The organism is Saccharothrix sp. (genome assembly GCF_031180885.1).
Taxonomy (GTDB): Bacteria; Actinomycetota; Actinomycetes; order Mycobacteriales; family Pseudonocardiaceae; genus Actinosynnema.
Map to the genome: position 1 here is coordinate 18,291 of NZ_JAPSLK010000018.1, position 24,048 is coordinate 42,338.

Annotated in this window: 4 protein-coding genes and 1 pseudogene; 4 read left to right on the plus strand and 1 reads right to left on the minus strand. The window is 72.5% G+C overall.

What is annotated here, in order from left to right:
• Window positions 1–12: 12 nt before the first annotated feature.
• The 4 genes and pseudogenes from RIN75_RS21490 to RIN75_RS21505 form a co-directional block, all read left to right on the plus strand.
• A pseudogene (locus RIN75_RS21490) lies at window positions 13–10,782 on the plus strand (SDR family NAD(P)-dependent oxidoreductase); the annotation flags it as partial.
• A gap of 24 nt (window positions 10,783–10,806) precedes the next feature.
• Window positions 10,807–20,034, plus strand: a complete 9,228-nt coding sequence (locus RIN75_RS21495; protein WP_375296002.1) for a type I polyketide synthase — start codon at window positions 10,807–10,809, stop codon at window positions 20,032–20,034.
• 25 nt (window positions 20,035–20,059) lie between these two features.
• A complete protein-coding gene (locus tag RIN75_RS21500) occupies window positions 20,060–21,259 on the plus strand; it encodes an alpha-hydroxy acid oxidase (RefSeq protein ID WP_309113784.1) in 1,200 nt (399 codons plus the stop codon).
• A gap of 34 nt (window positions 21,260–21,293) precedes the next feature.
• Entirely contained in the window at window positions 21,294–22,172 is an 879-nt protein-coding gene (locus RIN75_RS21505) for a VCBS repeat-containing protein (protein ID WP_309113785.1), read from the plus strand.
• A gap of 633 nt (window positions 22,173–22,805) precedes the next feature.
• Here the strand turns inward: RIN75_RS21505 and RIN75_RS21510 are convergent.
• Window positions 22,806–24,038 (minus strand): cytochrome P450, encoded by a 1,233-nt coding sequence (locus RIN75_RS21510; protein WP_309113786.1) that lies wholly within the window; start codon window positions 24,036–24,038, stop codon window positions 22,806–22,808.
• Window positions 24,039–24,048 lie beyond the last annotated feature (10 nt).

The following is a 24,048-nucleotide window of genomic DNA, read 5'->3' on the forward strand; positions in this document are numbered from 1 at the left end:
CTCAAGCGGGTCACCGTCGACCTGCAGAAGACCCGGCAGCGGCTGCACGACGTGGAGGCGGCGGCGCACGAGCCGATCGCGATCGTCGGCATGGCCTGCCGCTACCCGGGCGGGGTGACCGGTCCCGAGGACCTGTGGCGGCTGGTGGCGTCCGGGACCGACGCGACGGGCGCGTTCCCGACCGACCGCGGCTGGGACCTGGCGGCGCTGCACGACCCGGAGTCGGTGCGCGACAACACCTCCTACACCGCGCGCGGCGGGTTCCTGTACGACGCGGCGGACTTCGACCCGGCGTTCTTCGGGATCAGCCCGCGCGAGGCGGTCCGGCTCGACCCGCAGCAGCGGCTGCTGCTGGAGGTCGCGTGGGAGTCGCTGGAGCGGGCGGGCATCGACCCGGCGACGCTCGCGGGCAGCCCGACCGGCGTGTTCACCGGCCTGATGTACCACGACTACGCGGGCAGCAACTCGTCCGGCAGCGTGGTGTCCGGCCGCGTCGCCTACACCCTGGGGCTCGAAGGCCCGGCGGTCACCGTCGACACGGCGTGCTCGTCGTCGCTGGTCGCGCTGCACCTGGCGATCCAGGCGCTGCGGCGCGGTGACTGCACGCTGGCGCTGGCCGGTGGCGTGTCGGTGATGGCGACGCCGTTGACGTTCGTGGAGTTCTCCCGCCAGCGCGGTCTGTCCCCGGACGGCCGGTGCCGGTCGTACTCGGCGGACGCCGACGGCACCGGGTTCGCCGAGGGCGTCGGCGTGCTGCTGGTGGAGAAGCTGTCCGACGCGCTGCGCAACGGGCACCACGTGCTCGCCGTCGTGCGCGGGTCGGCGGTGAACCAGGACGGCGCGTCCAACGGCCTCACCGCGCCCAACGGGCCTTCCCAGCAACGGGTCATCGAGGCCGCGCTGGTCGACGCGGGCCTGTCCACCGGGCAGGTCGACGTGGTCGAGGGCCACGGCACCGGGACCACGCTGGGCGACCCGATCGAGGCGCAGGCCCTGCTCGCCACCTACGGCCAGGACCGCGACGAGCCGCTGTGGCTGGGCTCGGTGAAGTCCAACATCGGTCACACCCAGGCCGCGGCCGGGGTCGCCGGGATCATCAAGGTCGTCGAGGCGATCCGGCACGGGGTGATGCCCGCGACCCTGCACGCCGAGCAGCCGTCCGACCAGGTCGACTGGTCCGCGGGGAACGTCCGGCTGCTGACCTCGGCGACGCCGTGGCCGGAGACCGGGCGTCCGCGCCGGGCCGCCGTGTCGTCGTTCGGGTTCAGCGGCACCAACGCGCACGTGATCATCGAGCAGGCGCCCGAAACCGCGCCGGTCGAGCCGGCCTCCGCGCCCGTGACGTCGTTGCTGGTGACCGCGCGCGACCCGAAGGCGTTGCGGGACCAGGCCCAGCGCCTGGTTTCTGCGGCGTCCACCGTGGACCCCGCCGAGCTGGGGTACGCCTTGGCGACCTCGCGGGCGCGGTTCGAGCACCGGGCCGCGGTGGTGGGGACGTCCGCTGAGGAACTGTCGGCGGGTCTGGCTGCTTTGGCGCGGGACGAGAAGGCACCGAACGTGGTGGTCGGCCGGGTGGCCGGCGGCAAGCCCGCGATGCTGTTCTCCGGTCAGGGCGCGCAGCGCTTGGGCATGGGACTCGGGCTGTACGAGGCGTTCCCGGCGTTCGCGGCGGCGTTCGACGAGGTGTGCGCGGCGCTGGACCCGCACCTCGACCGGCCGTTGAAGGACGTGCTGGAGAGCGAGGACCTGCACCAGACCGGGTGGACCCAGCCCGCGCTGTTCGCGATCGAGGTGGCGCTGTTCCGGCTGCTGGAGTCGTGGGGCGTGACGCCGTCCGTGCTGGTCGGCCACTCCATCGGGGAACTGGCTGCCGCGCACGTGGCGGGGGTGTTCTCACTGGCGGACGCGGCTCGGCTGGTCGCGGCGCGCGGGCGGCTGATGCAGGCGCTGCCGAGCGGTGGCGCGATGCTCGCGGTCGAGGCGACCGAGGACGAGGTCGTGCCGCTGCTGGGGCCGGACGTGGACATCGCTGCGGTCAACGGGCCGCGGTCGGTGGTCGTGTCGGGCGCTGTCGAGGCGGTCGCGGCGGTGGAGGAGCACTTCGCCGGGCGGCGGACCAAGCGGCTGACGGTGTCGCACGCGTTCCACTCGCCGCTGATGGAGCCGATGCTGGCCGAGTTCCGGGCGGTCGCGGAGACGATCACCTACCACGAGCCGGTGATCCCGATGGTGTCCACGGCCGGCCTCCGGCCCCAGTCTCCATCGTCCCACGAGGATCCGACAGTTCCGGGCGTCGAGGGTGCCGAGGAGTTTGGCGCGGGAGCTTCGGGCGTCGAGGGTGCGGGAGCTTCGGGCGTCGAGGGGGTGGCGTCTCGGGGTGTCGAGCGGCCGGTGGAGTTCGGCGCGGAGTACTGGGTGCGGCAGGTGCGGGGTGCTGTGCGGTTCGCGGATGCCGTGCGGGCGGTGGAGAGCAGCGCGTTGCTGGAGATCGGGCCGGACTCCGTGCTGGCCACGATGGCGGCGGACAGCGTCGAGGGTGATGTGGCGCTGATCCCGGTGTTGCGTCGGGATCGGGACGAGCCGCGGGCGTTGGTCGAGGCGTTGGCGCGGTTGGAGGTTCGCGGGGTTACCGTGGACGCCGAGGCGTTCTACGGGCGCACCGGGCGGTCCCGGGTCGACCTGCCGACCTACGCGTTCCAGCACGAGCGGTTCTGGATGGACAGCGTCGAGGCGTCCACGGCGACGACCGACGACGACCTGGACACGTTCATCTCCGCACTCGACATCGACCCGAACGACCCCGTGAACTCGGTGGTGTCCGCACTGGCGGAGTGGCGCAAGGGCCGGCAGGACCGGTCGCAGTCGGACGCCTGGCGCTACCAGGCCAAGTGGGAGCGCCTGCCCAGCGGCACCAACCGCACGTTGACCGGGACCTGGCTGGTCGTCGGCGCCGATGGTGCGGACGTCGCGGAAGCCTTGGCCGCCCACGGTGCGGAGATCGTCACGACCGACCTCGCCGGTGTCGCGGACGTCTTGGCGGGCGGTGGCGTGACCGGTGTGGTGTCGGTGTTGGGGGCGGCGGACACGCTTCAGTTGGTGAAGGTCGTTGCGCCGCACGGGGTTCCGTTGTGGTCGTTGACTCGGGGCGCGGTGTCGACCTCCCCGGCCGATCCGGTCACCGACCCCGACCAGGCGCAGGTGTGGGGGCTGGGGCGGGTTGCCGCCCTTGAACTGCCGCAGGTGTGGGGCGGTCTGGTCGACCTGCCCGCCACGCTCGACGACCGCACCGGCGCTGCCCTCGCCGGCGTGCTGGCGGGGATCGGCGAGGACCAGGTGGCGGTCCGGCCGGACGGCGTGTTCGTCCGCCGCCTGCACCGCGCCCCGGTCACCGGCAACCCCCGCCGTCAGCCCGTCACCGGCACGGTCCTGGTCACCGGCGGCACCGGCACGCTCGGCATCGAGGTCGCCAAGGCCTACGCCGACGACGGCGCGGACCACGTCCTGCTGCTCAGCCGCCGGGGCGCCGCGCCCGCCGAAGTCCTCGCGGAGATCGGCACCAAGGTCACCGTGGTCGCGTGCGACGTCGCCGACCGCGAAGCCCTCGAAGCCGTTGCCGCGCAACACGACGACATCCGGACCGTCGTCCACGTCGCCGGTCTCGCCCAGTTGACGCCCATCGCCGACATGACCGACGAGGAGTTCGCGAACGTCCTCGCGGCCAAGGTCGAGGGCGCGCGGAACCTGGACGCGGTCTTCCCCGACGCGGCCGAGTTCGTGCTGTTCTCGTCGGTCGCGGGAGTGTGGGGCAGTGGCGCGCAGGCCGCGTACGCCGCCGGCAACACCCACCTCGACGCCCTCGCCGAGCAGCGCCGCGCCCGCGGCCAGGCGGCCACGTCCCTGGCCTGGGGACCGTGGGCGGGCAGCAACCTCGTGGACGACGACATCGACGCCGCCCTCCGCAAGCGCGGCCTCACCCCGATGTCCCCGGACCGGGCGATTGCCGCGATGCGCACCGCGCTCGCCGCCGCCGACACCGCCGTCGTGCTCGCCGACGTCGACTGGACCGCGTTCGTCCCGTCCTTCACCGCCCTGCGCCCGAGCCGGCTGTTCGACGCGATCCCCGAGGCGGTCACCGAGACCGAGTCGACCTCGTCGGACGACCTGGCCCGGCTGCTCGCGGACGTGCCCGAGGCCGACCGCCTGGACCACGTCACCACCCTGGTCCGCACGCAGGTCGCGCTGACCCTGGGCTACGCCGGTCCGGAGGCCGTGGAAGCCACCCGGGCGTTCAAGGAACTGGGCTTCGACTCGGTCACCGCCGTCGAGTTCCGCAACCGGATGATCGAGGCGACCGGCATCCGGCTGTCCGCCGCCGTCGCCTTCGACTACCCGACGCCCGAAGCCCTGGCCCAGCACCTGCTGGAGAGCGGGACGGCCGAGGTCGTGGCCGCCACCGGGTTCACCGACGAGCCCATCGCCATCGTCGGCATGAGCTGCCGGTTCCCCGGCGGGGTCGCCACGCCCGAACAGCTGTGGGCGATGCTGCGTGAGGGACGCGACGGCATCGGCCCGTTCCCGACCGACCGGGGCTGGGACCTCGACGGCCTGTTCCACCCCGACCCCGAGCACCCCGGCACCAGCTACGTCCGCGAGGGCGGGTTCCTGCACGACCTGCCGGGCTTCGACGCCGCGTTCTTCGGCATCAGCCCGCGCGAGGCCGAGGCGATGGACCCGCAGCAGCGGCTGGTGCTGGAGGCGTCGTGGACCGCGTTCGAGGACGCGGGCATCGACCCGACGTCCCTGCGCGGCACGCCGACCGGCGTCTACGTGGGCACCAACAACAACGACTACGTCCGGCTGACCGGCGCGGTCGGGGCCAGCGCCGAGGGCTTCATGGCCACCGGCAACGCCGCCAGCATCCTGTCCGGCCGGCTGTCCTACGTGCTGGGCCTGGAGGGTCCGGCGGTCACCGTCGACACCGCGTGCTCGTCGTCGCTGGTCGCGCTGCACCTGGCGGTGCAGGGCCTGCGGTCGGGCGAGTGCTCGGCGGCGGTCGCGGCCGGGGTGACCGCGATGTCCACGCCGGGCGCGTTCGTGGAGTTCTCCAAGATGCGCGGGCTAGCCCCGGACGGCCGCTGCAAGGCGTTCGCGGCCGGCGCGGACGGCACGAACTGGGGCGAGGGCGTCGGCGTGGTCGTGCTGATGCGGCTGTCCGACGCGGTCGCCGCCGGGCACGAGGTGCTGGCCGTGATCCGCGGGACGGCGGTCAACCAGGACGGCGCCTCCAACGGCCTCACCGCGCCCAACGGCCCGTCGCAGCAACGGGTCATCCGCGCCGCGCTGGCCAACGCCGGCCTCGCACCGTCCGACGTGGACGTCGTCGAGGCGCACGGCACGGGCACCGCCCTGGGCGACCCGATCGAGGTGGACGCCCTGTTCGCCACCTACGGCAAGGACCGGGACCGGCCGCTGTGGCTGGGCTCGGTGAAGTCCAACATCGGTCACACCCAGGCCGCCGCCGGCGTCGCGGGCGTGATCAAGACCGTGCTCGCGCTCAAGCACGGCGAACTGCCCAAGACCCTGCACGTCGAGGAGCCCACCGGGCACGTCGACTGGTCCGGTGGCGTGCGCCTGCTGGCCGACGCGCAGCCGTGGCCCCGCACCGACCGGCCGCGCCGCGCGGGCGTGTCGTCGTTCGGGTTCAGCGGCACCAACGCGCACGTGATCATCGAGGAGCCCGCCGCCGAGCAGGCCCCGGACCGGCCCGCGTCGAACGACCCGGTCGCCCTGGTCCTGTCCGCCCGCTCCGACGCGGCGGTCAAGCAGCAGGCGGCGGACCTCCTGCCCCTGCTCGACACCGAGGAGCCGCGCGACCTGGCGTACTCGCTGGCCCAGCGCGCCACCCACCCCCGCCGGGCGGTCGTGGTCGGAGACACCGAGGCCCTGCGCGCCGGCCTGGCCGCGCTCGCGGCGGGCGAGCCGTCACCGACCGTCGTCACGGGCACGGCCAACCCGGCCGGCAAGATCGCGTTCACCTTCCCCGGCCAGGGTTCGCAGTGGATCGGCATGGCCGTCGAACTCCTCGACACCTCACCGGTCTTCGCCCAGCGCATGACCGAGTGCGCCGAGGCGATCGACCGGTTCACCGACTGGTCGCTGCTCGACGTGGTCCGCAGCACCCCGGGCTCGGCGTCCCTCGACCGCGTGGACGTGGTGCAGCCGGTCCTCTTCGCCGTGATGGTGTCGCTGGCGGCCCTGTGGCGGTCCTACGGCGTTGAACCGTCCGCCGTCATCGGCCACTCCCAGGGCGAGATCGCGGCGGCAGCCGTCGCGGGCGCGTTGTCCCTGGAGGACGCCGCCAAGGTGGTCACCCTGCGCAGCAAGGCGTTGCTGCGGCTGTCCGGCAAGGGCGGCATGGTGTCCGTGCCGCTGCCCGCCGACCAGGTCCGCGAGCGCATCGAGCACTTCGCCGGCCGGGTCACCGTCGCCACCGTCAACGGCCCGAGGTCCACCGTCGTCGCCGGCGAACCCCCGGCGCTGGAGCAACTGCTGGCCGAGTGCGCCGAGACCGGCGTCCGCGCCAAGAAGATCGACGTGGACTACGCCTCGCACTCCACCTACGTCGAGGAAATCCACGACGAACTCCTGGACGTCCTCGCAGGCCTCAAGCCCCGCAAGTCGGACATCCCGTTCTACTCCACAGTGGACAGTTGCTGGCTCGACACGACCGTGATGGACGCCGAGTACTGGTACCGGAACCTGCGCCAGACGGTGTGGTTCCAGCCGGCCGTCCGCACGCTCCTCGATGCCGGGTTCACCACGTTCGTCGAGTCCTCGCCGCACCCGGTGCTGACCATCGGCGTGCAGGACATCATCGACGACGCCGAGGCCACCGCGTCCGTGGTCGGCTCGTTGCGCCGCGACGAGGGCGGGCTGCCGCGTTTCCTGCTGTCGGTCGGCGAGGCCCACACCCACGGCGTGAAGGTCCGCTGGCCGCACGGTGACGCGCGGAAGGTCCGCCTGCCCGGCTACCCGTTCCAGCACGAGCGGTTCTGGCCCGAGGCGGGCGCGGTCGTGGCGGACGCGGCGGGCCTGGGCCTGGCCGCCGCCGACCACCCGCTGCTCGGCGCGGCGGTCGCGGTCGCCGACACCGACGGCCTGCTGTTCACCGGCCGGCTCTCCGCGACCACCCACCCGTGGCTCGCTGACCACGCCGTCGGCGGCCAGGTCCTGGTGCCCGGCACGGCTTTCGTGGAACTGGCGGTCCGCGCCGGCGACGAGGTCGGCTGCGGCAAGGTCGACGAACTGACCATCACCGCCCCGCTGGTGCTGCCGGAGAAGGGCGGCGTCCAGGTCCAGATGTGGGTGGGCGCACCCGACGAGACCGGCCAACGCCCCGTCAAGATCCACTCCCGTCCGACCGACGACACCCCGTGGACCCGCCACGCCGTGGGCCTGCTCGGCGAGTCCGACCAGCCGGCCACGTTCGAACCGGTCTGGCCCCCGGAGGCGGAAGAACTCCCGGTAGCCGACCTCTACGACACCCTGTCCAGCGCGGGCCTGCACTACGGCCCCGCCTTCCGGGGCGTCCGCAGGGCATGGCGACGCGGCGACGAGATCCTGGCCGAGGTGGGCCTCCCCGAAGCCGCCGGCACGGCAGCTTTCACCCTCCACCCCGCCCTCCTCGACGCCGCCCTCCACCCCCTGGCCCTGAGCACGACCAGCACCGGCCCCCTCCTGCCCTTCTCCTGGACCGGCGTCTCCGTCCACGCGGCCGGCGCGACAGCCCTCCGCGTCCGCCTGCGCCCCAGCGGCCAGAACGCGGTCGAACTCACCGCCACAGACCAGTCCGGCACCCCGGTGGCAACCATCGAGTCCCTGGTCCTCCGCGAGGCAACCGCACCCACCACCCAGACCACCCACCACGACGCCCTGTTCCGCCTCGACTGGACCCCGCTCCCCACCGAACTGTCGTACCCCGGTGGGACAATGGAGACTGGGGCCGGAGGCCACCGCTGGGCCGTCCTCGGCACCTGCGACCTGCCCGCCAAGGCCGGCCTCGTCACCGACACCTACCCCGACCTGGCCGCCCTCAAGACCGCCCTCGACCACGGCGCCCCGATCCCCGACCGAGTCGCCCTGCCCCACCACCGGACCACCGACGACCCGGTCCAAGGCGCCTACCAGGCCGTCAACGCCACCCTGGCCACCCTGCGCGAGTGGCTGGCCGACGAACGCCTCGCCGAGTCCAAGCTGGTCATCGTCACCCACAACGCCATCAGCACCCAAGACCCGGCCGACGACCTCGCCAACTCGACCATCTGGGGCCTGATCCGCTCCGCCCAGACCGAGAACCCGGACCGCTTCATCCTCCTCGACATCGACGACAACGACCCCCACCGAGCCCTCACGACCGCGGAACCCCAAGTGGCCATCCGCGACGGCGTGGCCTACGTGCCCCGCCTGGCCCGCGCGACCACCACCCCGGCCCTCGTCCCCGACACCGACCGCTGGCGCCTGGACGTCACCGAGAAGGGCACCCTGGACAACCTCGCCCTCCTCCCCGCCGACGACCCCCGCCCGCTGGGCCCGGGCCAGGTCCGCATCGCCATGCGCGCCGCCGGCCTGAACTTCCGGGACGTCCTGATCGCCCTGGACATGTACCCGGGCGACGGCGTCATGGGCGGCGAGGGCGCCGGCGTGGTCATCGAAACCGCCCCGGACGTCGAAGGCATCAAGCCCGGGGACCACGTCATGGGCCTGTTCCACGACGCCTTCGCCCCCGAGGTGGTCACCGACGCCCGGATGGTCGTGCGCATCCCGCAGGGCTGGTCGTTCGCCACCGCCGCGGCCACGCCCATCGCGTTCTGCACGGCGTACTTCGCCCTGGTCGACCTCGCCGAGGTCAAGCCGGGGGAGAAGGTCCTGATCCACGCCGCCGCCGGCGGTGTCGGCATGGCCGCCGTCCGCCTCGCCCGCCACCTCGGGGCCGAGGTGTTCGCCACCGCCAGCCCCGGCAAGTGGGACGCCCTGCGCGCCATGGGCCTCGACGACGACCACATCGCCAACTCCCGCACGCTCGACTTCGAGCAGCAGTTCCAGGGCATCGACGTGGTCATCGACTCGCTGGCCAAGGAGTTCGTGGACGCCTCGCTGAGGCTCCTGCGCCCCGGCGGCCGGTTCGTCGAGATGGGCAAGACCGACGTCCGCGACCCCGAGAAGGTCGCCCAGGACCACCCCGGCGTGGCCTACCAGGCGTTCGACCTGCTCGCCATCGACCCCGACCGGGTCAGCGCGATCCTGCACGACGTCCTCAAACTGGTCGAGGCGGACAAGATCACCCCGCTGCCGATCAAGCCCTACGACATGCGCCGCGCGCCCGACGCGTTCCGGTTCATGTCCAAGGCGAAGCACGTCGGCAAGCTGGTGCTCACCGTGCCGCCCCGCCGCGACCCGAACGGCACCGTCCTCATCACCGGCGGCACCGGCACCCTCGGCGGCCTCCTGGCCAAGCACCTGGTCACCAACCACGGCGTGAAGTACCTGCTCCTGACTTCCCGCCGAGGCCTCCAGGCCGAGGGCGCACCCGAACTGGCCGCCGAACTGACCGGCCTGGGCGCGGAAGTCACCATCGCGGCGGCCGACGCGGCGAACCGGCAGGAGCTCGAAGCAGCCCTCGCCCTGGTCCCCGCCGAGCACCCGCTGACCTCCGTCATCCACACGGCGGGCGTGCTGGACGACGGCGTGGTCACCGCGCTCACCGAGGACCAGGTGGAAAACGTCCTGCGGCCCAAGGTCGACGCCGTGGTCAACCTGCACGAACTGACCCACGACCTGGCCGAGTTCACCGTGTTCTCCGCCGCCGCCGGCACCCTCGGCGGCCCGGGACAGGGCAACTACGCCGCCGCCAACGTCTTCCTGGACACCCTCGTCGCCCAACGCCGCGCGGCCGGGCTCCCGGCGCAGGCGCTGGCGTGGGGCTTGTGGGGCGAGGCGAGCGGCATGACCGCCCACCTCGACGCCAACGACCGCGCCCGCATGGCCCGCGGCGGCCTGCTGGAGCTGTCCGTGGCCCAGGGCATGGCCCTGTACGACGTGGCCCAACGCATCGACGAACCGCTGCTGGTGCCCATGCCGGTGGACCCGACGGCCCTGCGCGAACTGGGCCGGGTGGACATGCTGCCCACCCTCCTGCGCGGCCTGGTGCGCGGTCCGGCTCGCCGCACGCTGGAGGCCACCCAGTCCGCGGGCGCGTTCAAGGACGAACTGGCCCGCCAAAGCGGCCCCCAGCGCCGCCACACCGCGCTGGAGATGGTCAAGGCACAGGCCGCCACCGTCCTCGGACACGCCAGCGCCAACGCCGTCGAACCCAACAAACCGTTCACCGAACTGGGTTTCGACTCGTTGACCGCCGTCGAGTTCCGCAACCGCCTCAAGGCGGCCACGGGTCTCAAACTGCCCGCCACCATGGTGTTCGACTACCCGACCGCCAACGCCCTGACCGACTTCCTGCTGGCCGAACTCGCTCCCGCCGAGGTCGACCCGGCCGAAGCGCTGCTGGGCGAACTGGCCGGCTTCGAGCGGTCGCTGGCCGGCGCCGGAGACCTCGACGAGGCGGTCAAGGCGCGGATTACCGAGCGGTTGCAGGCGGTGCTGTCGAATTGGCGTGAGAAGTCCGACGCGGGCGCCGACGCGGCCGGACCGGACGTGGACACGGTGCTGAAGACCGCTTCGGCCGACGAGCTGTTGCGGTTCATCGACGACGAACTCGGCGCCGCCTGAAGAAGGTCGCGCTGAGGAGGGCAACTGATGGCCAACGAAGAGCAGCTTGTCGAGTACCTCCGACGCGTGACGGCAGACCTCCAGAAGACCAAGCAGAAGCTGAAGGAGGCCACCGAGCGGGAGCCGATCGCCATCGTGGGCATCGGCTGCCGCTTCCCGGGCGGGGTGCGGTCCGCCGAGGGGCTGTGGGAGGTGGTGCGGTCCGGCGCGGACTGCACCACCGACTTCCCCACCGACCGCGGCTGGGACCTCGACGCCCTGTTCGACCCGAACAGCCCGAGCGGTACCAGCTACGTCCGGCGCGGCGGGTTCATCCCCGAGGCGACCGGGTTCGACGCCGGGTTCTTCGGCATCTCGCCGCGCGAGGCGCTGGCCATGGACCCGCAGCAGCGGATGATGCTGGAGGCGTCCTGGGAGGCGTTCGAGCACGCCGGCATCGACCCGGACTCGTTGCGGGGCAGCAAGACCGGCGTGTTCGTCGGGGCCAACAGCGCCGAGTACCTGACCGCGATGCAGCGCAACATGGACGCGTTGATCGGCTACACCATGACCGGTGTGGCGGGCAGTGTCGTGTCCGGCCGCGTGTCCTACACGCTGGGTCTCGAAGGCCCGGCGGTCACCGTGGACACCGCGTGTTCGTCTTCGCTGGTTGCGGTGCACGTGGCCGCGCACGCCCTGCGCAACGGCGACTGCTCGTTGGCGCTCGCGGGCGGGGTGTGCGTGATCTCCACGCCGGGGACGTTCGTCGAGTTCTCCAGCCAGCGCGGGCTCGCGCCGGACGGCCGGGTGAAGGCCTTCGCCTCCGCCGCCGACGGCACCGCGTTCGGTGAGGGCGTCGGCGTGCTGGTGCTGGAGAAGCTGTCCGACGCGCGGCGCAACGGCCACCACGTGCTCGCGGTCGTGCGCGGGTCGGCGGTGAACCAGGACGGGGCGTCCAACGGCCTCACCGCGCCCAACGGTCCCTCGCAGCAACGGGTCATCCGTGCGGCACTGGCCAACGCCGGCCTCGCACCGTCCGATGTGGACGCCGTCGAAGCGCACGGCACCGGCACCACCCTCGGCGACCCGGTCGAGGCACAGGCCCTGCTGGCCACCTACGGCAAGGACCGGGACCGGCCGCTGTGGCTCGGTTCGGTGAAGTCCAACCTCGGGCACACGCAGGCCGCCGCCGGCGTCGCGGGCGTCATCAAGATGGTCATGGCGCTGCGCAACAACGAGCTGCCGCCCACCCTCAACGTGGACACCCCGTCCCACCACGTCGACTGGGGCGATGGCGCGGTCAAGCTGGTCACCGAATCTGTCGCGTGGACGCCGGGGGACAAGCCGCGCCGCGCGGGCGTGTCGTCGTTCGGCATCTCCGGCACCAACGCCCACGTCGTGATCGAGGAAGCTCCCCCAGAGGAAGCTCACACCGCCGAGTCGCCCGAAGTGACCGTCGCGGACGGCCCGGCGCTGTGGGTGTTGTCCGCCAAGACCGAGGCCGCGCTCCGCGACCAGGCCGCCCGCCTGCGCGACCACGTCGAAGGCCTGGACACCCACGGGATCGCGCACACCCTGGCCACCACCCGCGCCCGCTTCGAGCACCGGGCCGTGCTGGTCGGCTCCCGCGACGAACTCGACTCCGCTCTCCAAGCGCTGGCCGAGGGCGGGGCAGCCCCGAACATGGTCACCGGCACGGCCGAGGTCGGCGACCGGACCGCGTTCCTGTTCCCCGGCCAGGGGTCCCAGTGGCTCGGGATGGCCGCCGAACTCCTGGAGACCTCCCCGGTCTTCGCCCAGCGCATGGCCGAGTGCGCGGAGGCCGTCGACCGGCACACCGACTGGTCCCTGCTCGACGTGCTGCGCGGCGTGCCCGGCGCGGCCTCGCTGGACCGCGTGGACGTCGTCCAGCCCGCCCTGTTCGCGATGATGGTGTCGCTGGCGGCCCTGTGGCGCTCGCACGGCGTGGAGCCGGCCGCCGTGGTCGGCCACTCCCAGGGCGAGATCGCCGCGGCCTGCGTCGCGGGCGCGTTGTCGCTGGAGGACGCGGCGCTCGTGGTGACCCTGCGCAGCCAGGCCATCGCCGTGGACCTCGCCGGGCGCGGCGGCATGGTGTCGGTGTCCGCGCCGATCGCCGAGGTCGCCAAGCGGCTGCCCCAGGGCGTCTCGGTCGCCGCCGTCAACGGCCCGTCCACCGTCGTCGTGTCCGGCGACAACGAAGGCCTCGACCAGCTGATGGCCGAGTGCGAGCGCGACGGCGTCCGCGCCCGGCGCATCGACGTGGACTACGCCTCGCACTCCGCGCACGTCGAGTCGATGCGCGACGAGTTGCTGCGCGTGCTGGCGCCGATCAGGCCGCGCACGTCGGAGATCCCGTTCTGCTCCACGGTCGTCGGCGAGCCGATCGACACCGCCGAGCTGACCGCCGAGTACTGGTACCGCAACCTGCGGCAGACCGTCGAGTTCGAGGACACCGTGCGCGGCCTGGTCGCGGCGGGCGTCGACTCGTTCATCGAGGTCAGCCCGCACCCGGTGCTGGTGCCGGCGGTGGGTGACCTGCTGGCGGACGGCGGTTCCGTCGTGGGCACGCTGCGCCGCGACGACGGTGGCGTGCGGCGGTTCCTGCTGTCCCTGGGCCAGGCCCACGCCCGTGGCGTCCAGCCGGACTTCTCGACCCTGGTCAGCGGCCGGCCGGTCGCCCTGCCGACCTACGCGTTCCAGCACCAGACGTACTGGCCCAAGGAGGTGGGCGCGCCCGCCGACGCCGCCGGCCTGGGCCTGGGCTCCACCGGCCACCCGTTGCTCGGGGCGACCGTGGCGCTGGCGGGCGCGGACGGCGTGCTGCTGACCGGGCGGCTGTCGGTGTCCGCGCACCCGTGGCTGGCCGACCACCGGGTCGCCGGCCGGATCTTCCTGCCCGGCACGGCGTTCGTCGAGCTGGCCGTGCGCGCCGGCGACGAGGTCGGCGCCACCGCGGTGGAGGAACTGACCCTCGAAGCGCCGCTGATCGTGCCGGAGAAGGGGTCCGTGCAGGTCCAGCTGCGGGTCGGCGAGCCGGACGCGGCCGGCGCGCGGCGGCTGACCGTCCACTCGCGACTCGAAGAAGACGGGGCCTGGGTGCGGCACGCCACCGGCACCCTGACCAGCGGCGCTGTGCCCACGGTCGCGGCGAGGGAGTGGCCGCCGGCCGGGGCGGAGGCCGTGGAGATCGGCGAGCTGTACGACCGGTTCGCGGCCCTGGGCATCACCTACGGTCCGGCGTTCCACGGGCTGCGGTCGGTGTGGCGGCGCGGGGACGAGGTGTTCGCCGAGGTCGCCGCGCCCGAGCAGGCCGACGTGGCCGGGTTCGGGCTGCACCCCGCGGTGCTGGACGCGGCGCTGCACCCGTTGGCGCTGGGCGTGTTCACCGCCGACGCCGAAGGCCCGTGGCTGCCGTTCGCCTGGCACGGCGTGACCCTGCACGCGACCGGCGCCACCGCCCTGCGGGTGTCCCTGCGAACGGCCGGGGCGAACGCGGTCGCGGTGTCCGCGGCCGACCACACCGGCGCGCCCGTCGTCTCGGTCGACGCGCTGGCCGTGCGCCCGCTGCCCGCGAACGCGCTGGCGGAGCTGGGCAACCCGCGTCACGAGGCCATGCACGTCCTGGACTGGGCACCCGTCCCGGTCGCGGACGGCGAGGTATCCCTGGTCGAGGCCACCGACCTCGACTCCCTCACCGACGTCCCCGACTTCGTGGTGCTCCGCGTGTCGGCCGAGGGCTCGCTGATCGACGCCACCTACACAGCCGTCAACCAGGTCCTCACCGCAGCCCAGACGTGGCTGGCCGACGAGCGCTTCGAGAACTCCCGCCTGGTCGTCCTCACCCCGGGGGCCGCCAACCCGGCGCTGGCCGCCGTGTGGGGCCTGATCCGGTCCGCCCAGTCGGAGAACCCGGGCCGGTTCGTGCTGGTGGACGCCGACGACACCACCCACCTCGCCGCCGCCCTGCGGACCGGCGAACCCCAGCTCGCCCTGCGCGACGGCCAGGTCCTCGCGCCCCGCCTGGCCAAGGCCCCCGGCGAGCCGGGCTCGCTCAAGCTCACCGGAACCGTGCTGATCACGGGCGCTTCCGGCGTCCTGGGCGGCCTGGTCGCCCGCCACCTCGCCACCCACCACGACGTCGAGCACCTGGTCCTCGCCGGCCGCCGCGGCCTGACCGACGAACTGGCTCTTTTGCGCGACGAGCTGACCGGCGTCCGAGTCACGGTCGCCGCCTGCGACGCCGCCGACCGAGACGCCTTGGCCGCGCTGATCGCCGAACACCCGCCCACGGCGGTCGTGCACACGGCGGGCGTGCTGGACGACGGCGTTCTGTCCTCGCTCACCCCCGAGCGCATTGCGACCACGTTGCGGCCCAAGGTCGACGCCGTGGTCAACCTGCACGAACTGGTCGGTGACGTCGAGGCCTTCGTGGTGTTCTCGTCGGCCGCCGGCGTGTTCGGCGGACCCGGCCAGGCGAACTACGCCGCAGCAAACGCTTTCGTGGACGCCTTCGCCGCCCACCGCCGCGCGCAGGGCAAGCCCGCCGTCGCACTGGCCTGGGGCATGTGGGAGCAGCGCACCGGCCTGACCGGGGCGCTGGACGACGCCGACCTGGCCCGGATGCGCCGCTCCGGCGTCCGACCGCTGTCCACCGAGGACGGTCTGGAGCTGTTCGACCAGGCCCTCACCGCGCCCGAGGCCGCGCTGGTGCCGATCCGGCTCGACCTGGCCGCCTTGCGCGAGCAGGGACCGGCCCTGGCTTCCGTGCTGCGCGGCCTGGTCCGCACCCCGAACCGCCGCCAGGTCGAAGCCGGCGCCGCCGCCGCGTCCGACCTCGTCTCCCGGCTGGCCGGCCGGGGCGTCGAGGAGCGGCGCAAGGAACTGCTCGACATCGTCCGCACCCAGGTAGCGGTCGTGTTGGGGCACAGCGACGGCAGTGCGGTCGGCGCGGCGAAGGCGTTCAAGGAACTGGGTTTCGACTCGCTGACCGCCGTCGAGTTCCGCAACCGCCTCAACGCCGTGGTCGGCCTGCGCCTGCCCGCGACCCTGATCTTCGACTACCCCAACCCGACCGCGCTCGCCGAGCACCTGGACGCCGAGCTGTTCGACGGCGCCGCCGCGGCGGCCGTGGTGACCGTGTCGCGGGAGACCGACGAGCCGATCGCGATCGTCGGCATGGGCTGCCGGTTCCCCGGCGGCGTCACCTCGCCCGAGCAGCTGTGGGACCTGGTGGCGTCGGGCGTGGACGCGGTGTCGGGCTTCCCGACCGACCGCGGCTGGGACCTGGACAACCTGGTCGACCCCGACCCGGAGAAGCCCGGCCGCACGTACTGCGGCGAGGGCGCGTTCCTGTACGACGCGGCCTGGTTCGACGCCGGGTTCTTCGGCATCTCGCGGCGCGAGGCGCTGGCGATGGACCCGCAGCAGCGGCTGTTCCTGGAGACGTCGTGGGAGGCCGTGGAGCGGGCGGGCATCGACCCGACCACGTTGCGCGGCAGCCGGACCGGCGTGTTCGCGGGCCTGATGTACCACGACTACACCGCCCACCTCCAGCACCTGCCCGACGAGCTGGACGGGTTCATCGGCACCGGCATCGCGGGCGGTGTGGTGTCCGGCCGGGTGTCCTACGTGCTGGGCCTGGAGGGTCCGGCGGTCACCGTCGACACCGCGTGCTCGTCCTCGCTGGTCACCATGCACCTCGCGGCCCAGGCGCTGCGGCGCGGCGAGTGCACGCTGGCGTTGGCCGGCGGTGTGACGGTGCTGGCCACGCCCAACGCGTTCATCGACTTCAGCCGGCAGCGGGCGCTCGCACCGGACGGCCGCTGCAAGTCGTTCGCGGCGGCGGCCGACGGCACCGGCTGGGGCGAGGGCGTCGGCGTCCTGGTGCTGGAACGCCTGTCCGACGCCCGCCGCAACGGCCACCCCGTGCTGGCGGTCGTGCGCGGCACGGCGGTGAACCAGGACGGCGCGTCCAACGGCATGACCGCGCCCAACGGCCCGTCCCAGCAACGCCTGATCCACCAGGCGCTCGCCGACGCCGGTCTCCGACCATCCGAAGTGGACGCCGTCGAGGCGCACGGCACCGGCACCACGTTGGGCGACCCGATCGAAGCGCAGTCCCTCCTCGCCACCTACGGCAAGGACCGGGACCAGCCGCTGTGGCTGGGCTCGATCAAGTCCAACATCGGCCACACCCAGGCCGCCGCCGGCGTGGCGGGCGTGATCAAGATGGTCGAGGCGATCCGCCACGGCGTGCTGCCCGCGACCCTCCACGTCGACGCGCCGTCACCCCACGTGGACTGGGCCGATGGCGCCGTCCAGCTGCTCGCCGAGTCGATGCCGTGGCCGGAGACCGGCCGTCCGCGCCGGGCGGGCGTGTCGTCGTTCGGCATCTCCGGCACCAACGCCCACGCCATCATCGAACAGGCCCCGGACACCGTCGAGGTCAACACTTCGGTCGACCTCCCGGTGGTGCCCTTGGTCCTGTCCGGCCGCGACCGGGACGCCCTGCGCGACCAGGCCTCCCGCCTGCTGACCCACCTCGCCGACAGCCCCGCCGACACCGGCTTCTCCCTGGCCACGACCCGGACGGCGTTCCGACACCGCGCGGTCGTCGTGGGCACGCCCGACGAACTCCGCGACCGCTTGGCCGCGCTGTCCCGGGGCGAGTCCGTGCCCGGTGTGGTGGAGGGCGTGGCGGAGGACTCCGGCACGGCGTTCCTGTTCACCGGCCAGGGCGCACAACGCCTGGGGATGGGCCGTGAACTGCGGGTGTACCCCGCGTTCGCTTCGGCCTTCGACGCCGTGTGCGCCGAGCTGGACCAGCACCTGGACCGGCCGTTGGCCGAGGTCATCGACACCGAGGACGTGCACCGGACCGGCTACACCCAGCCCGCGCTGTTCGCCTTCGAGGTGGCCCTGTTCCGGTTGCTGGAGTCCTGGGGCGTCCGGCCGGACTTCGTGGCGGGTCACTCCATCGGCGAGCTGGCGGCGGCCCACGTCGCCGGCGTCTTCTCCCTGCCCGACGCGGCCCGTCTGGTGACCGCCCGCGGTCGCCTCATGCAGGCGTTGCCAACCGGCGGCGCGATGGTCGCCGTGCAGGCGACGGAGGCCGAGGTGACGCCGCTCATTGGTGACAAGGTCGCCATCGCCGCCATCAACGGCCCGTCGTCGATCGTCCTGTCGGGTGATGAGGCCGAAACCCTCGCCGTGGCCGCCGAACTGGCCTCGCGAGGCCGCAAGACCAAGCGCCTCACGGTGTCGCACGCGTTCCACTCGCCCTTGATGGACCCGATGCTGGCCGAGTTCCGCGCGGTCGCCGAGACGATCACCTACCACGCGCCCACGATCCCGATGGTGTCGACCGCCGGCCTCCGGCCCCCGTCTCCATCGTCCCACGAGGGTCTGACAGTTCCAGGCGTCGAGGGTGCGGAAGTTCCGGGCGTCGAGGTGCCGGTGGAGTTCGGCGCGGAGTACTGGGTGCGGCAGGTCCGGGGCGCTGTGCGGTTCGCCGAGGCCGTCGAGGTTCTGTCCGACCGGGGTGTGCGGACGTTCCTCGAACTGGGGCCGGACGCCGTACTCACCGCGATGGGTCAGGAGAGCGCGGCCGACGCCGCCTTCGTCCCCACCCAGCGCAAGGACCGCACCGGACCGGCCGTGCTGACCGAAGCCCTAGCGCGCCTGCACAGCCGGGGCGTCACCGTCGACTGGGCGGCGTTCTTCGCCGGTGCGCGCCGGGTCGACCTGCCCACTTACGCGTTCCAGCGCATCCGCCTGTGGCCGGACGCCCCCGCCGAGAAACCCGTCACCGACGACTTCTGGGCCGCCGTCGACCGCGCCGACCTGGGCGCGCTGCTCGGCCTGGACGACTCGGCGTCGCTCAAGGACGTCGTCGCGGCCCTGGCCGCCTACCGACGCGGCCCCGCACCCGGTCACCAGGTGCGCTGGCGCCCGGTGCCCACCTTGCCGACCCCGTCCCTGCGCGGGATCTGGCTGGTCCCGGCCGACGAACAGCCCATCGCCGACGCCCTCACCCGCGCCGGGGCCGACGTCCGCACCTACACCCACGCCACCGCCGACGCCCTGCTCATCCTGGCCCCGGACCGGATCGTCTCCGGCGTCCTGGCCACCTCGGGCACCCCGGCCGCCCTCCTCGCCGAACTCGACAAGGCGCGCCTGGACACCCCGGTCTGGTACCTGACGCGCGGCGCGGTCGCCGTCACCCCGACCGACCGGATCACCGACCTGACCGGTGCCGCCGTGTGGGGCCACGCCCGTTCGGCCGCCGTCACCTCACCCCGCGCCTGGGGTGGTGTGGTCGACCTGCCCGAAGTCCCGGACGACCGCACCTTCACGACCCTGACCGCCGTGCTCACCAAGGACGCGGGGGAGGACCAGGTCGCCGTGCGCCCGGCCGGCGTGTTCGCCCGCCGCCTGCTCACCGCGCCCGCCACGCCACCGTGGACCCCCACGGGACCGGTGGCCGTGCACGGCGGCCCACTGGCCGACAAGATCGCCGCACTCCTCAACGACGCCGACGTGAAGGTCACCACCGGCGCCGCCGAGACCCTGATCGTCACCAGCGACGCCGACGACCCCATCGCCACCGCCCAGGTGTCCGACGCGACCCGGCTCATCCTGGTGTCCACAGTGGACGAACTCTTCGGCCTCGGCGGCTCACCGGAAACCGCCGCAACCTTCGACGCCCTGGCCCACCAGCGCGAAGGGGCGCTGTCGGTCACCGTCGACCAGACCGCCGAGGGGTTCCTCACCGCGATCGGGGACGGCCGGGTCGCCGGCACCCCCGACTGGGCCGCGTTCGTGCCCGGCTACACCGAGTTCCGGCCCAGCCCGCTGCTGCGGGAGCTGCCGGACGCCCTGCGGCACGCCGCCGAGGCCGACGACGGCGGGGGAGCCGACGTCGACAGCCCCGACGCGCTGCGCCGACTGCTCGACGGCGCCGACGAGGAGCAGGCCCGTGCCGTGCTCTCCCACGTCGTGCGGACGCAGACCGCGTTCACCCTCGGTCTGCTGTCGGCCGCGAAGGTCGACGACCACGAGGAGTTCCTGGAGATCGGGTTCTCCTCGCTCACCGCGGTCGAACTGCGCCGCCGGCTCGAAGCCCTGACCGGCCTCGAACTGTCCGCCGCGCTCGTGTACGACCACCCCACACCCGCCGAGGTCGTGGAGCACCTGCTGGGGGACCGCGCGCTCGTCGCGGAGTTGCAGACCCGCGACCGGCAAGCCGCCTGACCGCCCCAGGAAGGATCGATCCCCCATGGCCAAGTCCGCCCAGCTCCGCACGTTGCTCAAGCCGCCGAAGATGGCGTGGAACCCCACCGACCGCAAGCTGCTGCGCGCGGCCGGCATCGACGACCTGCGCAAGCTCGCCCGGCGCCGGGTGCCGCGGATGGTGTTCGACTACACCGACGGCGCGGCGGACAGCGAACGCAGCCTCAGCCGTGCCCGGCAGACGTTCGCCGACATCGAGTTCCAGCCGTCGGTGCTGCGGGACGTGTCCGAGATCGACACCACCCGCACGGTCCTGGGCAAGGTGCAGAAACTCCCGTTCTGCCTGGCCCCGGTCGGTTTCACCCGGGTCATGCACCCGGAAGGCGAGTCGGCGGTGGCGTCCGTCGCGGCACAGTTCGGCATCCCCTACTCGGTGTCCACGCTGGCCACCACGTCCCTGGCCGACATCGCCGCCGCCGCGCCCGGTGGCCGGCACTGGTTCCAGCTGTACTTCGCCGAGGACCGGGCGATGGTCAAGGAACTCCTGGGCCTGGCCGAGGAGGCGGGCTTCGACACGATCCTGCTCACCCTGGACACCCCGATCTCCGTCCCCCGCCGCCGGGACATCCGCAACGGCCTCACCATCCCGCCGTCCATGAGCATCGGCACCTTCGCCGAAGCATGGCTGCACCCCGGTTGGTGGCTGAGCCAGATCCGCGGCGGCGCCCCCTCCCCGAAAGTCCTGGCCGCGACCAGCAACGGCTCCGCGTCCGACCTGATCAAAAAGGTCTTCAACCCGACGCTCTCCATCGAAGACCTCGAATGGCTGCGCGGCGCCTGGTCCGGCAAGCTGGTCGCCAAGGGCGTCCAAAGCGTCGCCGACTCCATCCGAGTGGCCGACGCCGGCGTGGACGCGGTCTGGCTGTCCACCCACGGCGGTCGCAAACTGGACCGCGCCCCCGTCCCCGTCGAACTCGTCCCCGACGTGGTCGACGCGGTGGGCGAACGCATCGAGGTCATGGTCGACACCGGCATCACCTCAGGTGCCGACATCGTCGCCGCCATCGCCCTGGGCGCCACCGCCGCCTGCGTGGGCCGCTGCTACCAGTACGGCCTCATGGCCGGCGGTCGGCGCGGCGTGGTCAAGGCGATGGAGATCCTGACCCGCGAGATCGAGGTCACCATGAAGCTCCTGGGCGTGACCAGCGTGTCCCAGCTAGACCGCTCGCACGTCAGGTTCCGCTGACCCTGCGGGCTTCTCTCACGGAGGTGTGTGGACTTTGGCGGAGATGATCGGCAACGGCCTGTGCCACTCGTTCAACGGTGACGGCAGGCTCGACATCCTCGCGCGCAGCGAGAGCACCGGCGACCTGTACCTGGTGCCCCACAGCGGCCAGTTCCGCGGCACCGCCACGTACGGCGACCCGGTGAAGATCGCAGAGAACTTCCACCACCTCCGCAACCACTACATGGTGCGCACCATCGACATCGACGGCAGCGGCCGAGCCCACGTCCTGGCCCTGAGCACTCTCAAGTACAACCCCACCGAGGGCGTCTTCCTCTACCCCAACAAGGGCCTGAACGGCCTCAACACCTTGGGCGACCCCATCAAGATCTCCGGTCGCCGCGCGGACCGCCGCTGGGAAACCATGTCCATCGGCAACCTGGGCACCGGCCCGGACGTGATGTTCGGCCGAGAGCAGGACAAGGGCGGCGTGCACGCCTTCTTCAGCCAGGGCGAAGTCGTCGAATCGGAAACCTACGACCGAACCCCCCACCCGATGGTCACGGTCGCCGTCGACGACTTCCCCTGGACCCTGGCCGACATCACCCGAACCACCCGCCCCGACCTCCTGGTGATCAGGTCCAACGGCGACCTCGACATCTACGAGTTCGGCCCTGGAGAACTAACCAACGGCCAAGCCTTCGCCTCCGAGGGCCGGTGGCACACCATCCGCCGAAACTGGACGGCAAAGATCTTCGCCGTAACCGACGTAGATTTGGACGGCACCCCAGACCTCCTGGCCCTCACGGACGACGGCACCCTCCTGGCCTACCTCCACAACGGCAAGTTCGCCCCGGACAACCCGGAAGCCACCTACGCCTCCGAGCCCGAGGTAGTCGCCACGGGCTGGACCGACTTCAACTCCATCAGCTAGCCACCCACACACCCGCCCTCCGGCCCGCAGCGCCCGTTTCCGGCCCGCAGCGCCCTGCTCTTTGGCGCGCAGCGCCTTCGGGCGTGCCGCCGGGGCACACACCTCAACTCGGGCTTCTTGCTTGTGTCATCCCCGTATGGCCCGCCCGAAGGGCTACCACATTTTTGGCCGGGTGCAGCCGAAAATTTTGCGAGGAACGAGCAAAATTTTTAGCGGCACCCGGCCAAAAATGTGGTCGGCTTTGCCGGGTCATGCGGGGATGGCACAAGCAAGAAGCCCCCGCAGTTGTAGTTGTGTCATCCTTGGCGGCTCGCCCGCCGGCGAGGCTCTTTTGATCTCTAAACCGGCACTTGACCGCCCAAGTCCACGCTTCGCGGGTCAAAACAGGACACGCTCCGCCCGCTGGAGGAGGAACGGGCGTCGCGCTCTAGAAGCCGCGCTCCGCGCTCCCAAACACGACGCCCTTCCTGTGGCCTGGCAACCTGGCGAGCGCCTGCGGGCACCGAACCCGAGCCCGCAGCCCCGCCCGCCGGCCGGCCCGCCAGCCCGCCGGCCAGCCCGCCGGCCGGCCCGCCAGCCCGCCGGCCAGCCCGCCGGCCAGCCCGCCAGCCCGCCGGCCAGCCAGCCCGCCAGTCAGCCGCCGGCCCGCTTACCCAACCGCACCGGCAACGACCGCATCACCCGCACGAAGTACGACGGCGCCCACACCAACTCCTCCTCCGCCACCGCCAACTCCAGATCCGGGTACCGCGTGAACAAGTGCTCCACCGCCACCTGGATCTCCGTCCGCGCCAACTCCGACCCCGGGCAGAAGTGCGGCCCTCGCCCGAACGCCAAGTGGTGGTTGTCCTCCCGGTGGAAATCCATCACGTCCGGGTCCTCGAACCGCAGCGGATCCCGCCCCGCCGCCGCGATCCCCAGGATCACCGTGTCACCCTTCGCGATCCTCGTCCCACCGATCTCCAAGTCCTCCGCCGCGAACCGCCGGAACCCGGTGTGCACCGACCCGTCCCGCCGCGACAGCTCCTCCACCGCCCGCGCGATCAACCCCGGGTCGGTCCGCAGCTCCGCCGCCTTGTCCGGGTGCTTCAACAACGACAGCACCGCGTTCGCGATCCCCGCCACCGTCGTGTGAAAACCACCCAGCAGCAACAACAGCGCCAACCCCACCATCTCGTCGTGACGAAGCTTGCTCCCGCCCTCGTCCGGCATGGTCGCCCAACGCGAGATCAAATCCTCCCCGGGATTCTCCCGCTTGGTCGCCACCACTCCATTGAGCCACGCGTACAACTCGCCGAACGCCGCCGCACTCCGCTCCGGGTGCTCGGTGAACAGCTCCTTGCTCCAGTTCCGAAAAGACTCGTGGTGCTCCTCCGGCACCCCCATGATGTGGCACACCGCCAAGATCGGCAGCGGCACGATGAGTTCGTCCATCAGGTCAACCGTGTCGTCATCCCGGACGGCATCGACCATCTCCGACATCCAGCGCTCGATCAACGGGCGCATGGCTTCGATGCGGTCCCGGCGGAAGGCCAGGTTGATGAAGCGGCGCAGCCTGGTGTGCTCCGGCGGGTCGGCCAGGACCAGGTTCGCGGACGGGATGCGTTCGATGATCAGCTGTTCGCGGTAGTCGGGTCCGGCCGCCTCGGGCGCGCGAACGAGGCGGGGGTCGCGCAACGCCTCCGCCACCTCGGCGTACCTGGTCACGTACCACGCCGGCACGCCGTTGATCAGGCTCACCCGGTGCACGGGGCCCTCTTCCAGCATCCGGTCGAACAGGGTGTGCGGGTCGCGGAGGTAGCTCTCGTCGAACGGCATGAGGTAGCTCTCGTCGAACGGCATCTTGTGCACGGGGCAAGTCGCCACAGCGCGTTCT